At 72.6% G+C, this 13,944-nt stretch carries 14 protein-coding genes; 2 read left to right on the top strand and 12 right to left on the bottom strand.

What is annotated here, in order from left to right; translation table 11 throughout:
- Positions 1-5 precede the first annotated feature (5 nt).
- The 7 genes from C0R66_RS18505 to C0R66_RS01220 form a co-directional block, all read right to left on the bottom strand.
- A complete protein-coding gene (locus tag C0R66_RS18505) occupies positions 6-761 on the bottom strand; it encodes a hypothetical protein (protein ID WP_158647819.1) in 756 nt (251 codons plus the stop codon).
- A 263-nt stretch (positions 762-1,024) separates the two neighbouring features.
- On the bottom strand, positions 1,025-2,263 hold the full coding sequence (locus C0R66_RS01245; protein WP_101523152.1) for a serine/threonine-protein kinase: 1,239 nt from the start codon (positions 2,261-2,263) through the stop codon (positions 1,025-1,027).
- A gap of 48 nt (positions 2,264-2,311) precedes the next feature.
- A complete protein-coding gene (locus C0R66_RS01240; protein ID WP_158647818.1) occupies positions 2,312-3,478 on the bottom strand; it encodes a glycoside hydrolase family 6 protein in 1,167 nt (388 codons plus the stop codon).
- Between the two features lie 154 nt (positions 3,479-3,632).
- Complete coding sequence (locus C0R66_RS01235) at positions 3,633-5,033, bottom strand: dihydrolipoamide acetyltransferase family protein (RefSeq protein ID WP_101523150.1); 1,401 nt, start codon at positions 5,031-5,033, stop codon at positions 3,633-3,635.
- 28 nt (positions 5,034-5,061) lie between these two features.
- Complete coding sequence (locus tag C0R66_RS01230; RefSeq protein ID WP_101523149.1) at positions 5,062-6,045, bottom strand: alpha-ketoacid dehydrogenase subunit beta; 984 nt, start codon at positions 6,043-6,045, stop codon at positions 5,062-5,064.
- A complete protein-coding gene (gene pdhA, locus C0R66_RS01225; protein WP_422385604.1) occupies positions 6,045-7,211 on the bottom strand; it encodes a pyruvate dehydrogenase (acetyl-transferring) E1 component subunit alpha in 1,167 nt (388 codons plus the stop codon). The genes C0R66_RS01230 and pdhA overlap by 1 nt, the downstream gene beginning before the upstream one ends.
- Positions 7,212-7,325: 114 nt before the next feature.
- Positions 7,326-8,261, bottom strand: a complete 936-nt coding sequence (locus tag C0R66_RS01220) for an AraC family transcriptional regulator (protein ID WP_101525969.1) — start codon at positions 8,259-8,261, stop codon at positions 7,326-7,328.
- A 59-nt stretch (positions 8,262-8,320) separates the two neighbouring features.
- On the opposite strand from C0R66_RS01220, the gene C0R66_RS01215 reads away from it, so the two are divergent.
- Complete coding sequence (locus C0R66_RS01215) at positions 8,321-9,412, top strand: family 43 glycosylhydrolase (RefSeq protein ID WP_101523148.1); 1,092 nt, start codon at positions 8,321-8,323, stop codon at positions 9,410-9,412.
- A 45-nt stretch (positions 9,413-9,457) separates the two neighbouring features.
- A complete protein-coding gene (locus C0R66_RS01210) occupies positions 9,458-10,183 on the top strand; it encodes a phosphodiesterase (protein ID WP_101523147.1) in 726 nt (241 codons plus the stop codon).
- On the opposite strand, the gene C0R66_RS01205 is transcribed toward C0R66_RS01210, so the two are convergent.
- From C0R66_RS01205 to C0R66_RS01185, 5 genes are all read right to left on the bottom strand, one after another.
- Positions 10,157-10,852: a DUF3618 domain-containing protein gene (locus tag C0R66_RS01205; RefSeq protein ID WP_101523146.1), complete on the bottom strand. Its 696-nt coding sequence runs from the start codon at positions 10,850-10,852 to the stop codon at positions 10,157-10,159. The two genes, C0R66_RS01210 and C0R66_RS01205, sit on opposite strands and share 27 nt — an antisense overlap.
- Positions 10,828-11,304, bottom strand: a complete 477-nt coding sequence (locus C0R66_RS01200) for a phage holin family protein (protein WP_199286755.1) — start codon at positions 11,302-11,304, stop codon at positions 10,828-10,830. Before C0R66_RS01200 ends, C0R66_RS01205 begins: the two co-directional genes overlap by 25 nt.
- Positions 11,301-11,993 (bottom strand): hypothetical protein, encoded by a 693-nt coding sequence (locus C0R66_RS01195; RefSeq protein WP_101523145.1) that lies wholly within the window; start codon positions 11,991-11,993, stop codon positions 11,301-11,303. Before C0R66_RS01195 ends, C0R66_RS01200 begins: the two co-directional genes overlap by 4 nt.
- 133 nt (positions 11,994-12,126) lie before the next feature.
- Positions 12,127-12,945 carry a DUF72 domain-containing protein gene (locus C0R66_RS01190; protein WP_101523144.1) on the bottom strand — a complete coding sequence of 273 codons (819 nt, stop codon included), beginning with the start codon at positions 12,943-12,945 and terminating at the stop codon, positions 12,127-12,129.
- A gap of 7 nt (positions 12,946-12,952) precedes the next feature.
- Complete coding sequence (locus tag C0R66_RS01185; protein ID WP_101523143.1) at positions 12,953-13,939, bottom strand: glutathione S-transferase family protein; 987 nt, start codon at positions 13,937-13,939, stop codon at positions 12,953-12,955.
- Positions 13,940-13,944: the final 5 nt, after the last annotated feature.

The raw sequence follows: 13,944 nt of genomic DNA, 5'->3' as shown, positions 1-13,944 counted from the left end.
GAGACTCAGCCGAAGTAGGCCTTCACGACCGCGGCGGAGTAGAAGCCCGTCTCGTTGCACGGACGACCGTCGAGGTTCCAGTCCAGCCACAGCGGCTTGAGCTGCCTTCGCCAGTACTCGACCGCGACCGGGTAGGAGACCGAGCTGACCAGGTTCCCACAGTTCAGGAGCGGCTTCAGGCCCTTGGCCGCCTCCGCGGGCGACGGGCCCACGGGCACGCTGACGGTCGGCACCGGCGTGGGTGGCGGCGTCGGCGTGGGCGTTGGCGTCGGCGCGATGGTGGGGGTGGGCTCAGGGGTGGCGCTGGGCTGGGGCGTGGGGTTCTGCGTCCGGGTCGGCCCGCTGGTGGGCTTGGGGGTCCGGGGCTTCCGGGGCTCACCCGGCTTGCCGGTCGGCTTCGCGGTCGGCGAGGGCTTCGCGGTGCCGCTGGCGGTCGGGCCGTTCGTGGGGCTCGGCGTGGCGCTGGCTGCGGGGCTCGACGACGGAGTGCCGGACGCGCTCGCCAACGGACTGGCCGACGCGCCCGACGACGGACTGGCCGAACCGCTGGGCCAGGCCTCGGGGGTCGGCTCGTCGCCGTCCGGACCGGGCACGAGCACCGTGTCGGCCGGGGGCTCGGAAAGGCTCTGGCCCCCGCCTGCTGCCGGGGTGTCACCCTCTCCTGGGAAGACGCTCATCGCGAGCAGGAGCAGCCCGGTCACCACGAGAATCCCGAAGACGGCGCTCACCTCGCGCGCCGAGGACCCGGAGCCGGCGGGCACGGGGGTCGGGGTGCCTCGCAGCAGCGGCCTGGAGAGCGGCTTGGTCGGTCCCAGAGTCGCCGGGAGCAGCTGCTGGAAGCCACAGTGGGGACACCACTTGGTCGCGCTCGCCAGTGCCTCGTCACACCTCGGACACGTCACTGCAGACCCCTCGTCACTCTCGATCCCTCCGTGCAGGGACACAACCTACGCGTGAGTAGGCACTTTGACACCACAACACGAGATTCGTGGAACCCAGCCCGGCGCGCCGCGTGCCCCAGGCGTCAGGACAGGCAGCTCCGCACCGCCAGCGCGAGCTGGTCCTTGAGGTCGGAGTCCACGGTCTCCAGGTCCCGGTCGTAGAAGTCCATCCGGGAGTCCAGGAACCGGGCGTCCACCAGGGAGGCCACGCCCACCGCGTCGATCCACGTCTGGGCGATGCACTCAGCCTTGTCCGGACCCACCACGAGCTGCTCGGCGAACGCCGTCGCCATGTTGTCCACCGCCACCGCCTCGTCCGGAGCGACCGGGACCGAGGAGACCGAGGCCGCGGGCGGCTCGGTCTCCTGGTCGACGACCAGCAGGGTCCCCGCGACGCCCAGGGCGGCTGCCGCGAGCAGCGCCACCGCCACGCCGGCTGTCCGCACCGAGGTGCGTCGTACTGCGGCTCGTCGCACCGCGCTCCGGCGGGCTGGTCGGCGGGGAGCGAGCACCGGCGCGGCGGGACTCGATCCCGGTCCGGGCAGCGCCTGGGCCGCGACCAGGTCGTCGCGCAGCTGGGCGGCCGACGGGTGCCGGCCCGCGGGGTCCTTGGAGAGCGCGCGGCGCAGGATGGCGTTGACGCGCTGCTCCAGCGGCGAGCCGTCCGCCAGCTGCGGCACGGGTGAGTCCAGGTGGGCCTGTGCGGTGCGGAAGTCGGTGCCCCCGGCGTACGGCGGCTGGCCCGACAGGGCGGCCCACAGCACGCAGCCGAGCGCGTAGACGTCGGTGCCGACGTCGGGCCGAGCACCGTGGTGCAGCTCGGGGGCCATCCAGGCCGCGGCGCCGCGGGCCAGCCCGAAGTCCACCAGGCAGGCCCGGAAGCCGGCACCCTCGCGGCGCAGCATCACGTTGGAGGGCTTGAGGTCGGCGTGGATCAGCCCCACCGCGTGCGCGTCGGCCAGACCGTCGGCCACCTGGGCGACCAGCTCCAGCGCCTGGCTCAGGGGCGGTGGGCCGAAGCGCTGCAGCATCCGGGCGAGGTCGCCGTCGGGGAACAGGTCGGTGGCCAGGTAGAGGTGACCGTCGGCCTCGCCGAAGGAATGGAGCGGCACCACGTGCTCGGAGCGAAGCGAGGAGAGCTTGCGCGCCTCACGGGCGAACGTGGCGCGGAACTCTCGGTCGTCGGCGACCTGGGTGCCGATCAGCTTGAGCGCGACCTGGCGGCCGGCCACGTCGTCGGTGGCCGCGTGCACCACGCCGATCTCCCCCCGGCCGATGCGGGGCCCCACGAGATAGGGGCCGATCCGGGCAGGCGCAGTCACGGCCGAGTCCTACCCCGTCGGCGGCGGGCGAAACCGGTGAAGACAAAATCAGTTGCCCGGGCCCGGCCACCGGGTGCTGCGGGCCATGGACAGGGCCCGCTTCTGCACGAAGGGGTCGGCCTGGTTGTACAGCCAGGGGCGCCCGAACCAGACGAAGCCGTCCACGTGCCGGGCCGCCAGCGCGCGCACGTCGGGCGACAGCCCCCAGCCCCGGTGCCAGGCCTGCGCGGTGGGCGGGACGCCCAGCGTGACGCAGCGCTTCTGCCGCCTGGTGCGGCAGGTGCGGGCGTTGTCCTTCTCGTCCCCCTTCGCGGCCGGGACGACGTCCTCCCAGGCGGTGGGGCGACCGCTCTTGGCGGTGTCCACGATGAAGTGCTTGCGGCCGTAGCCGTGGCGACGCAGCACCGCGGCGATCTCCGCGCCGTGCCGGATGTTCTCCGCCGGGCCGGTGTAGTGGGTGGAGTCCAGCGCGAAGCCGCGGGCGAACTCGATCCCGGTGCGCTCCAGGATCTCGGCGCAGCGCTCGGGGTCGTTGCCCTTGCCGTTCTCGCACCAGTCAGCGGCCCCCGCGTCGATGTAGACGGACGTGTTGGGCAGCGCGGCGAGGGTGCGGGTCGCGAAGCGCAGCTGGCGCGCGGTGGCCCGCGGCCGCGGCACGCACCACAGGAACGGCCCGTCGGGCTGCATCACCACCAGGGTGGGGGTGGACCCGATCCCGGCGGCCAGGTTCTTGATCCAGGTCCGGTAGCTGCGCCGCTCCTGGTCCGTGGCGGAACGCGAGCAGGCGTCCTGCTCCCACGGCTGCATCCGGAAGACGGCGAGCTGGACCAGCGCCTGCGGGTCGCCCTGCTGCGAGGAGGCGATGTAGTCCGCGACCCGGCTGCCGATCTGCTCGTCGGGCACGAACGCGCCGTACCACTTGGTCCGGGGGCGGAGCGCGATCTTGCCGATCAGCCGTTTCGCCTTGCCGGTGGCCGCCTGGTACGGAGCCCACACCTGGTCCTGCGGACCCTGGTAGACACCCCAGACCCGGCCCGCCAGCGGGTTGCGCGGGTTGGCGCGGTGCGCCCGCTGCGCGGTCTGCGAGATCTCCCCGGGGGTCGCGGCGCCGTGCACCGCCACCGCCCGCGAGACCTCGCCGTGCACGGGCGTGCCCAGACCCAGACCCGCCGCGATCAACGCGACCAGGACCAGCACGCCGGTCCGGTGGCGCACGAGCAGGAGGTCCGATCCGCGGTCTACGCCGAGGCCATGAGCTGGAGTCGTCGGGAACACGTACCTAATAATGGGTACGGCCGCTCGGCTTTGCAGCGAAACGACGTACGTCGGCGCGAACTGCCCAGCTCGCGGCCGCCCGCACCGCCGCGGGTCAGAACAGCAGCGCGGTCCCCGGGTCCTCCAGGATCCCGGCCACGTCGGCCAGGAACTGCGAGCCCTGCTGGCCGTCCACGTGCCGGTGGTCGAAGGAGAGCGCCAGCGTCGTCACCTGGCGCACCACGATGTCGTCGTCCACTACCCACGGCTGCTTGCGGACCGCCCCGAAGCACAGGATGGCGGACTCGCCGGGGTTGATGATCGGCGTCCCGGCGTCCACCCCGAAGACCCCGACGTTGGTGATCGTGAAGGTGCCGCCACTCATCTCGGCGGGCTGCGTCCGGCCCTCTCGCGCGGTGGCGGTGAGCTCGCCCAGGGCCCGCGCCAGCTCCACCAGCGAGAGGCTGTCGGCGTCCTTGATGTTGGGCACCACCAGTCCGCGCGGTGTCGCCGCGGCGATCCCGAGGTTGACGTAGCCCTTGTAGACCACCTCCTGGGCGGCCTGGTCCCAGAAGGAGTTGATCGCCGGGGTACGCCGCATCGCCAGCAGGCAGGCCCGGGCCAGCACCAGCAGCGGGCTGACCTTGACGTCGCGGAGCTCGGGGCGGCCCTTGAGCCGCTCGACGAGCTCCACGGTCGCGGTCACGTCCACGGTGATCCACTCCGTGACGTGGGGGGCGGTGAAGGCCGAGTCGACCATCGCCTGCCCCATCATCTTGCGCACGCCCTTGATCGGCTCGCGGGTCTCCCGGGCGCCGGTCATCGGGTGGACGCCGGGCCGGCCGAGGTCGGCGTACTGCTCGGGCATCGGCGCGGGCGCCGACTCCGTCGCGGCGGCCGCGGCTTCCACGTCCGCCCGGGTCACCGTGCCGCCGGGACCGCTCGCGGCCAACCGGGTCAGGTCCACCCCGAGATCCTTGGCGAGCTTGCGCACCGGGGGCTTGGCCAGGGCGCGCAGGCTGGCCGGTGCCGGCTCGGGCTCGCGGGCGGGCACCGCCGGCTCGTCGGCCGGGGCCACCTCCAGCGGCATGGCGCCGCCGGCGGCGAACGCGCCCTGGACCTGGAGCTGGGTCTGGGCCCCGGCGTCGGTGGCCGGGGACGCGGAGCCCTTGCGGGCCCGGCGCTGCGGGCCACGGTCGGCCTTGTTGCGTCCGACCAGCGACTCGCCCTCGCCCCCACCGCTGGCGGCGGGGTTGGACAGGTCGATCACCATCTCGGCCACCTGCTCGCCGATCGCGATGATCGCGGTACCCACCTCGACCGTCTCCCCCTCGACCACCAGCAGCGACAGCACCGTGCCGGCGTACGGGCTGGGCAGCTCCACGATCGACTTGGCGGTCTCGATCTCGCAGATCACCTGGTTGATCTCCACGAGGTCACCCGCCTGGACCTTCCAGGAGACGAGCTCGGCCTCGGTGAGGCCCTCGCCGACGTCGGGCAGCTTGAACTCGGCCATCTCGGCCCTTCCTGCTAGAAGTTGCGGGCTAGAACTTGAGCGAGCGGTCGACGGCGTCCAGCACCCGGTCCAGGTCGGGGAGGAAGTCCTCCTCGATCCGCGACGCCGGGTACGGCGTGTCGAAGCCGCCCACCCGCAGCACCGGGGCCTCCAGGCTGTAGAAGCACTCCTCGGTGATCCGCGCCGCGACCTCGGAGCCCATGCCCAGGTTGACGTGGGCCTCGTGGGTGATCACCGCGCGGCCGGTGCGGCGCACCGACTCGTACACCGGGCCCAGGTCCAGCGGGGAGAGCGTGCGCAGGTCGATCACCTCCAGCGAGGTGCCCTCGTTGGCCGCGGCCTCGGCCGCCGACAGGGCGGTCTTCACCGTCGGCCCGTAGGCCAGCAGCGTGACGTCCTGGCCGCGCCGCACCACCCGGGAGGAGAAGAGCGGGTCGGGGTCGACGGAGTCGTCGAGGTCGGCCTTGTCGGCGTGGTACTGCCGCTTGGGCTCGAGGAAGACGACCGGGTCGTCGCAGGCGATGGCCTGCTGGATCATCCAGTAGCCGTCGACCGGGTTGGAGCAGGCCACGACCTTGATTCCCGGGGTGTGCGCGAACTGCGCCTCCGGCGACTCGCTGTGGTGCTCGACCGCGCCGATGCCGCCGCCGAACGGGATGCGGATGACCATCGGCATCTTCGAGCGGCCCTTGGACCGGTAGTGCATCTTGGCGACCTGGCACACGATCTGGTCGTACGCCGGGTAGACGAAGCCGTCGAACTGGATCTCCACCACCGGCCGGTAGCCCCGCAGCGCCAGGCCCACCGCCGTGCCCACGATGCCGGACTCGGCCAGCGGGGAGTCGATGACCCGGTCCTCGCCGAAGTCCTTCTGCAGCCCGTCGGTGATCCGGAAGACCCCGCCGAGCTTGCCGACGTCCTCCCCCATCACCAGCACCTTGGGGTCGTCCTCCATCGCCTTGCGCAGCCCGGAGTTGAGCCCCTTGGCCAGGGTGATCCGCTGGATGGCCATCAGCGCCTCCCCTCGACGCTGTGTCCGTCGAACTGGGCGAGGTAGGCCGCGAAGCCCTCGCGCTCGGCGCGCAGCTCAGGGGTCTCCTCGGCGTAGACGTGGTCGAACATGTCCAGCGGCTGCGGGTCCGGCATCGCCTTGCAGCCCTCGCGCAGGTCGTGGCCGAGCTGGTCGGCCTCGGCGCGCACCGTGTCGATGAAGTCGTCGTCGACCAGGCCGTTGCGCCGCAGGTAGACCTCCACCCGGGAGATCGGGTCGCGCAGCTTCCAGCGCTCCACGTCGTCGGAGAGCCGGTAGCGGGTCGGGTCGTCGGTGGTGGTGTGGGCGCCCATCCGGTAGGTGTAGGCCTCCACCAGCGTCGGCCCCTGGCCGTCCCGCGCCCGCTGCAGCGCCGCCTGGGTCACGGCGTACGTCGCCAGCACGTCGTTGCCGTCGACCCGGACGCCGGGGAACCCGAAGCCCAGGGCCCGCTGGTAGAGCGGGATCCGGGACTGCCGCTCGATCGGCTCGGAGATTGCCCACTGGTTGTTCTGGCAGAAGAACACCACCGGGGCGTTGTAGGAGGCGGCGAAGATGAAGGCCTCGTTGACGTCGCCCTGGCTGGAGGCGCCGTCCCCGAAGTGCGCGACCACGGCCGCGTCGCGGTCCGGGTCGCCGGTGCCGACGACGCCGTCGCGCTGCATGCCCATGGCGTAGCCGGTGGCGTGCAGGGCCTGCGCGCCGATCACGATCGTGTAGAGCCCGAAGTGCTTCTCCTCCGGGTCCCAGGACCCGTGGTCGACCCCGCGGAAGAGGCCGAGGAGGGCCAGCGGGTCGATGCCCCGGCACCACGCGACGCCGTGCTCGCGGTAGGTGGGGAAGACGTGGTCCTGGGGGCGCAGCGCCCGGCCGGCGCCGATCTGGGCGGCCTCCTGGCCGAGCAGCTGGGCCCAGATCCCGAGCTCGCCGTGGCGCTGCAGGGCGGTGGCCTCGGTGTCGATGCGCCGGGTCAGCACCATGTCGCGGTAGAAGCCGCGCAGCTCCTCGGCGCTGAAGTCCCGGTCGAACTCCGGGTGGTGGACGCGCTCCCCCTCCGGGGTGAGCAGCTGGACCAGCTCTGGTCCTCCGTCGGACTGCGAGGGCCCGAAGACCTCGACCAGGTCCGGTCCGAATCCGTGGTGGCTCACGCTGCACTCCTTCTTCTCACCTGGCAGCCGCGGGATCACCGCCGCGCCAGTGCGCCTGTCGTCTCGCACGGGTCGCCGGTCGGGGGTGTGACCGACAACACATGTGAGAGCAACCTACATGGGCTGGGCGCGAAGGCTGTCGCTGGGCAGCCGGCCGTAGGCCTCGCGGTAGTGCGCGGCGAACCGACCGGGCTGGGCGAAGCCCCACCGGGCGGCCACCTCGGCCACCGTCACCCCGTCGTCCGGGTCTGCCTGGAGCAGCTCGCGGTGCGCCCGCTCCAGCCGCACCTGGCGCAGGTACGCCGTGGGGCTGCTGTCGTGGTGCCGGGCGAAGGCCTGCTGCAGCGCCCGCACGCTGGTGTGCGCGGCCCGGGCGATCTCGGCCACCGTCATCGGCTGGTCGGCGTTCTGGTCGATGAACGCCGTGGCCCGACGCACCGCGCTGGGTCCGGGCTCCCGGTGCCGGTCCTGCAGCTCGTGGGCGAACCCCGCCAGGGCGCTGACGGCCAGCGCCGACACCAGGTCTGCGACCACCCTGGGCTCGCCGCGGGCCTCCGAGCGCCCCAGCACCTCGCGGTTGAGGCGGCGCACCGCACCGCGCCACTGCTCGGGCCAGTCCGCGGAGAGCGGCGAGTGGTCGGGGAAGGAGATGGTGGCGCTCGGCTCGTCGGCCGCGGCCGCCAGCAGGTCGCGGGACAGCGTGACGATCCCGACGCTGAGCCGGTCGCTGGCGAGCCGGACCCGCGAGCCGGAGTCGATGGCGATCACCTGCCCGGGACGCAGCGTCGTCTCCACTCCTCGCACTCCCAGGCGTGCCGAGCCGCGCAGCACCTCCAGCACGTGCAGGTTCCCCGGGGGACCGGTGATCAACCGCGCCACCGAGGAGTGCGTCAGCCGCATCACGCTGAAGTCGTCGCCGCGCACCCCGCTGATGTCCAGGGACAGGTCGGGTCCGAACTCCAGCGACTCCACACCCACCAGGCTGCCTCGCAGCAGGCTCTCGGCCGCGGAGACGTCGGCGGTCTCCAAGCGAAGTGGTCGAAGGTGCATGCGCACGGTGTACCCGCGCCGATGCGCACCCATGCCCTCGGCGCACTAGCCTCGGCGCCATGACCCCTGACCCGCGCCGGGACGCGCCCGCGCGGGGGACCCGCACCACCCTGCTCCTGCTGGTGCTGGCAGGCGTCCTGGCGCTCGCCGGGACGACCACACTGGCGGCGCTGCCGGCCCGGGCCGAGCCCGGCCCGCCCACGGTGATCGGCAGCCCGAAGCCGATCGTGGCGAGCAACTTCGCCGATCCCGCGGTGGAGCGGCTCGGCGGCGGGTACGTCGGCTTCGCCACCGGGGAACGCGCCCCGCGCGCCTGGGTCCGGTCGCGCAACGGCCGCTGGCAGCGCGGCGGCCCCGCGCTGAGCAGGCTGCCCTCCTGGTCCCGAGCCGGCGACATCTGGGCCGCGGACGTCACCCGGGTCCGCGGCTGGTGGCTGCTCTACTACTCCGCCCCGGTCAAGGGGCTGGGGCCGTACGGACGGTGCATCGGCGTGGCCCGGTCCCGCTCCGCGCTGCGGGGGTTCACCCCGGTGGGAGACGCGCCGCTGGTCTGCCCGTCGTACGTCAAGACGCCGCCAGCAGGCGACCCGCTGGTCCCAACGGACGCCACGCTCCCCCGCGCCGGGGTGATCGACCCGTCGGTGCACCAGGGCTCGGACGGGCTGGTGCTGCTCTACAAGACCGACCGGATCCCCTCCTCGATCCGGCTGGTGCAGCTGGACCGCACCGGCACCGGGGTGCACCCCGGCGCCGTCAGCATCGAGCTGCTGCGGCACGACGGAGTGCTGGAGAACCCGGTGCTCGTCGCTCAACCCGAGGGGTGGGTGCTGCTGCTCTCCGAGGGCGACTACACGCGGTGCACCTACCGCACCATCTGGCTGCGCTCGCCGGTGCTGACCGACTGGAGCGCCCCCGAGTACGGCGTGCTGCTGGACCGGGCGACCACCGGCCTGTGCGGCCCCGGCGGCGCCGACGTGGCGGGGAACCGGATCTTCCTGCACGGGTGGACCTGCCACCGGATCGTCCGGCCCTGCTCCAGCGGCTTCGACTGGTCCAAGCGGACCAAGCAGCGGGCCCAGCGGGCGATGTACGCCGCCCGGCTGAACTGGGTCGACGGGCTGCCGCGGATCGGGCGCTGGGTCAGGCCCTGATCCCCCCATCACGTGGGTCAAGGTCCAGGTGGGTACAGGCCTGGCATGGACGTCGTACCAGCGCTGTCCGCGGTCGCCCGCGAGACCTTCCGGCTGGGCTCGCGAGCCCGGTCCGCCCGCTTCTTCCACCCGCGCGGGGAGGTGCTGGCCGGACACCTGGAGATCCAGGGCGCCGGACCGCTGCCGACCGGGCGCACCGAGTGCGTGGTGCGGATGTCCAAGGCGATCGGCCTGCCCGCGAGGCTGCCCGACATCCTGGGGATCGCGTTCCGCTACCCCGATGCCGGCGGAGCCGTGGACGTGCTGCTGGCCACCTCGCCCGGCACCCGTGGGTGGCGGCGGTGGGCGCTGTGGCCGGCCGCGTCGTGGGGTCGCGCCACCTTCACCTCGCTGTTGCCCTGGGAGTCGGTCGACCGCACCCGGGTGCTGGTGCTGGCGGAACTGGCGGACCACCGGCTGACCGGCGTCGAGGTGGATCAGCTCGCGGGCCGGCTCCCGGTGCGGATCCGGCTCCGAGTGGCCAGCGCCGCGGCAGAGCTGCAGCGCGGAGAGCTGGTGGTGACCGGGCCGCGGCGACCGACGCCGGACTTCGACCCGGTGCTCAACGAGCCGCCGGGGTGGCACTTCGTGCCCGCCTGGCTGGCTCGGGTGCGACGGTCGTCGTACGCCGGGAGCCGCGCCGGGCGGCCGGACACGGGTGGGTGTGAGCCGGACGCCCCTCGCGGAGACGCCCGGCCACCCCCCTCAGACCGTGGAACCAGAACTGCCTGAACCACTGGAGCCGGTCTCGGTCCCGCTGCTGGATCCCGATGTTGACTCCCGGACGTTCTGGGCCGAACTCTGGCCCTCAGACCTGAGAGACTCTGCGGAGTCCTGCGCCGAGGACTTCACCTCGGCCGCCCCTTGCTGGGCGGTCTCCTTCAGCTGCTGGCCGACGTCACCGGCCATGGACTTGGCCTGGTCGATGACGGGCTGGCCATGCTCCTTGGCGGCGTCCACGCCCTGCTGGGCGAGGCGCTGCTCGGCCCGGCTGGTTGGGATGAGCGAGGAGATCAGCATGCCGGCACCGAACGCGATGACGCCCGCTGCCAGCGGGTTGCCCTCGGCCTGCCGGCCGAGGGACTGGACGGCGCCGGTGGCGGTGTCCTTCGCCCCGGAGGCCGCGTCGGAGGCGGTGCCGGTGATCGAGTGACCGGCGGACTGACCGCCGCTCTGGACCGAGCCGACCGCGCCCTGGGCGGAGCCCATGACCTTGTCCTTGAGACCCACGACCCGCCCACGGACCGCCTGCTTGCGACGCTCCATCACCTGGCTCGGGCTCACCTTGTCGCCGAGCTCGTCGACGTCGCGGCTCAGCTGGCTGCGCGTGCGCTCGATGTCCCGGTTCAGCTCCTGCTGCCTGCGCTCCTCGGCGCTCAGCTCTTCTGGGCTTTGGCCCATTGCACGTCCTCCTTCAAGGTCTGCTGCGTCTTGGGCAGCTGCGGGTCTGCTTCCTTGATCTCCTTGCGACCGCGGGCACCCAGCACGGCGGCTGCGACACCCCACACGATGGCGACGATCAACGCCGCCAGCTCGGTCGGCATCCAGTTGTCGAGCAGGTAGACGACCGCCAGGGAGAGGAAGAGGAGCATCAGGTGGCCTGCGACTCCCGCGCCTCCCAGCAGCCCGGCTCCCTTGCCGAGCGTGGAGACCTCCTGCTTGATCTCGGTGCGAGCCAGCTCCATCTCCTGCTTGATCAGGTTGCTGAGCCCAGCCGTGATGTCACCGATGATGTCGCCCAGCGAGCGGGTCTCCGTCGGGGGCAGCGTGCCGCCCTGGTGCAGGGGATCCGTCGAGTGCAGCGGGTCCGGCGTCGGGTGCACAGGGTCGCCGGGTCCCCCGGTGACGCTCACGGCGTGGTCCCGCGCGTCTCGTCGTACAGCGGGGTGGACGAACCGGTCCCGGGCGATCCGGGCGCCGGAGCGCCCGCTACCGGACCCGGGGAGACCGCACCCGGCGGGGGCGAGACAGCGCCGCCAGCCGGCGGCCCGGTCCACAGGCCGACGCCCTCGTCACCGGTGCCGACCGGGGCCGACCCGGTCGAGCTGCCCGAGGCCGATCCGGACCCCATGCCCGAGCCCATGCCCGAGCCCGAGTCCGAGCCGGAGGCGTCCTTGGCGCCGCGGGCCACGCGGCCGAAGACCAGCCCCGCGGCCAGTGCGCCGAGGAGGAAGGTGCCGGGCCGTTCCCGGGCGAAGCTGCGCACGTCCTCGAGGATCTCCGAGGGCTCGCGGCCGTCGAGGCGGTCGCCGAGCTCGCGCGCCTTGCCCGCGACCTGGCGAGCCAGGTCGCCGGCCATGCCGCCGGGACCGTTGTCGGCCATCTCCTCGAGGTCCTGACCGAAGGTGCGGGCGGTCTCGACCAGCCGGTCGCGGCCGGTGCGCGACTGCTCGTCGACCATGGTGCGCGCGTCCCCCATGACGTTGCGCGCCTGGGTCTTGGCCTCTTCCGCGACCGACCTCACTTCGTCCTTGGTGGTGCCGGCCAGGCGACTGGCCTCATCCTTGGCGGTTCCTGCGGCGGAGGCATCAGTGCTGCTCATGGCCTCTCCTCTCGTGCGACGATGACGGATGGTGCGTCTGACGATGCTTCGACGTACCCGGACCTGCCGCAGGGATGCAGCCCGCGTCCGGGCGGCTGCGCAATCTGCGCATCCCCCTGGTCCAGCGCGTGACTCAGCGCAGCCGGGAGATGAGCCCCATCGCGTCGTAGGGCGCGAAGCCCTTCGCGTCGTTGTCGAAGTAGACGAAGACGTCCTGGCCGGACTCGGACCAGCGCCGGCAGCGGGCGGCCCACTCGTCCAGCGCCGGGTCGCCGTACCCGCTGGCGTAGAGCTCCGCGTCCCCGTGCAGCCGCACGTAGCGGAAGTCGGCGGTGTCCTGCTCCACCTTGGGCCAGCGGCCCGCGGTGTCGGCCAGCACGCAGGCGACGTGGTGCCGGCGCAGCAGGTCGTAGGCACCGGGGTCGAGGAAGGTCTCGGAGCGGAACTCCAGGGCGTGGCGCAGCACCCGGTCGGCGTCGGTGGCCAGGTGGACCCGGTCCTCGGCCAGCTTGTCGTCGTGGCGACGGGCCAGCTCGAGCGCCGCGGTGGTGCTCCGGGGCAGCTGCGCCAGGAAGGCGTCCAGCACGTCGTGGTCGTAGGCGAGGTTGGCCGGGAGCTGCCACAGCAGCGGGCCGAGCTTGGGGCCCAGGGCCAGCACCCCGGAGGCGAAGAAGTTGGCGAGCGCCGTCTCGACGTCGCGCAGCCGCTTGAGGTGGGTGATGAACCGGCCGCCCTTGACGGCGAAGACGAAGTCCTCGGGGGTCGCCTCGCGCCACGCGGCGTACGACGTGGGGCGCTGCAGGGAGTAGAAGGAGCCGTTGATCTCGATCGAGGTCAGGTGCTCCGCGGCGTACTCCAGCTCCCGGCGCTGGGGCAGGCCCTTGGGGTAGAAGTCGCCTCGCCAGCCGGCGTAGCGCCAGCCGCTGATGCCGACACGCAGGTCACCGGTCATCGCGGGCTCAGAGGCGGTCGCGCCCGTGCGCGGTGCGCCAGGACTCCAGCTCCGGCCCCTTGGGGATGATCCCGGACGGGTTGATGTCGGTGTGCACCACGTAGTAGTGCGCCTTGATCTGCTCGAAGTCGACCGTCTCGCCGAAGCCGGGGGTCTGGAACAGGTCGCGGGCATAGCCCCACAGCGCCGGCATCTCGGTCAGCTTGTTGCGGTTGCACTTGAAGTGGCCGTGGTAGACCGGATCGAAGCGGACCAGCGTGGTGAACAGCCGCACGTCGGCCTCGGTGATCGCCTCGCCCATCAGGTAGCGGCGGTCGGTGAGGCGCTCCTCGAGCCAGTCCATCGCGGCCCACAGCCGGTCGTACGCCGCGTCGTAGGCCTCCTGGGAGCCGGCGAAGCCGCAGCGGTAGACGCCGTTGTTGACCTCGGTGAAGACCCGCTTCATCACCTGCTCCATCTCCTCGCGCAGGTCCTCGGGCCAGAGGTCGGGAGCGTCCGGGCGGTGGTGTTCGCGCCACTCGAAGAAGAGGTCGTGGGTGATCCAGGGGAAGTCGTTGGTGACGACCTGCTTGGTCTCCACGTCCACGATCGCCGGGACGGTGATGCCCTTGGGGTAGTCCGGGAACCGGTTGAGGTAGGCCTCCTGCAGCCGCTCGATCCCGAGCACGGGGTCCCGCCCGCCCGGGTCGCGGTCGAAGGTCCAGCTGCGCTTGTCGTGGGTGGGCCCCGGCTTGCCCAGGCTGATCACCTCGGTCAGGCCGAGCAGCTCGCGCACGATGATGGAGCGGTTGGCCCACGGACAGGCCGGGGCGGCCACCAGGCGGTAGCGCCCGGGCTGCACGGGCCAGACCTGGACGTCGTCGCGGCCTCCGTACTCGGCGTCGTGCGGGTCCGAGGAGCGCTTCCCGGCGAGGACCCGGTCTCCGATGTAGTCCATGTCCCGCTCGAAGGGCTTGCCCTTCTCGGTGTACGTCGGAGTCAGGTCGTCGCTCATGCCTC

This window comes from Nocardioides houyundeii (genome assembly GCF_002865585.1).
GTDB classification, from domain to species: Bacteria; Actinomycetota; Actinomycetes; order Propionibacteriales; family Nocardioidaceae; genus Nocardioides; species Nocardioides houyundeii.
This window is presented reverse-complemented; position numbering and strand designations above follow the sequence as displayed.

Coding starts and splice junctions, on each gene's coding strand:
- C0R66_RS01230 (WP_101523149.1), bottom strand. CDS start 6,045: ATGGCCATCCAGCGGATCACCCTGGCCAAGGGGCTCAACTCCGGGCTG.
- C0R66_RS01190 (WP_101523144.1), bottom strand. CDS start 12,945: ATGACCGGTGACCTGCGTGTCGGCATCAGCGGCTGGCGCTACGCCGGC.
- C0R66_RS01185 (WP_101523143.1), bottom strand. CDS start 13,939: ATGAGCGACGACCTGACTCCGACGTACACCGAGAAGGGCAAGCCCTTC.
- C0R66_RS01215 (WP_101523148.1), top strand. CDS start 8,321: ATGACCCCTGACCCGCGCCGGGACGCGCCCGCGCGGGGGACCCGCACC.
- C0R66_RS01220 (WP_101525969.1), bottom strand. CDS start 8,261: ATGCACCTTCGACCACTTCGCTTGGAGACCGCCGACGTCTCCGCGGCC.
- C0R66_RS01195 (WP_101523145.1), bottom strand. CDS start 11,993: ATGAGCAGCACTGATGCCTCCGCCGCAGGAACCGCCAAGGATGAGGCC.
- C0R66_RS01205 (WP_101523146.1), bottom strand. CDS start 10,852: ATGGGCCAAAGCCCAGAAGAGCTGAGCGCCGAGGAGCGCAGGCAGCAG.
- C0R66_RS01210 (WP_101523147.1), top strand. CDS start 9,458: ATGGACGTCGTACCAGCGCTGTCCGCGGTCGCCCGCGAGACCTTCCGG.
- C0R66_RS01235 (WP_101523150.1), bottom strand. CDS start 5,033: ATGGCCGAGTTCAAGCTGCCCGACGTCGGCGAGGGCCTCACCGAGGCC.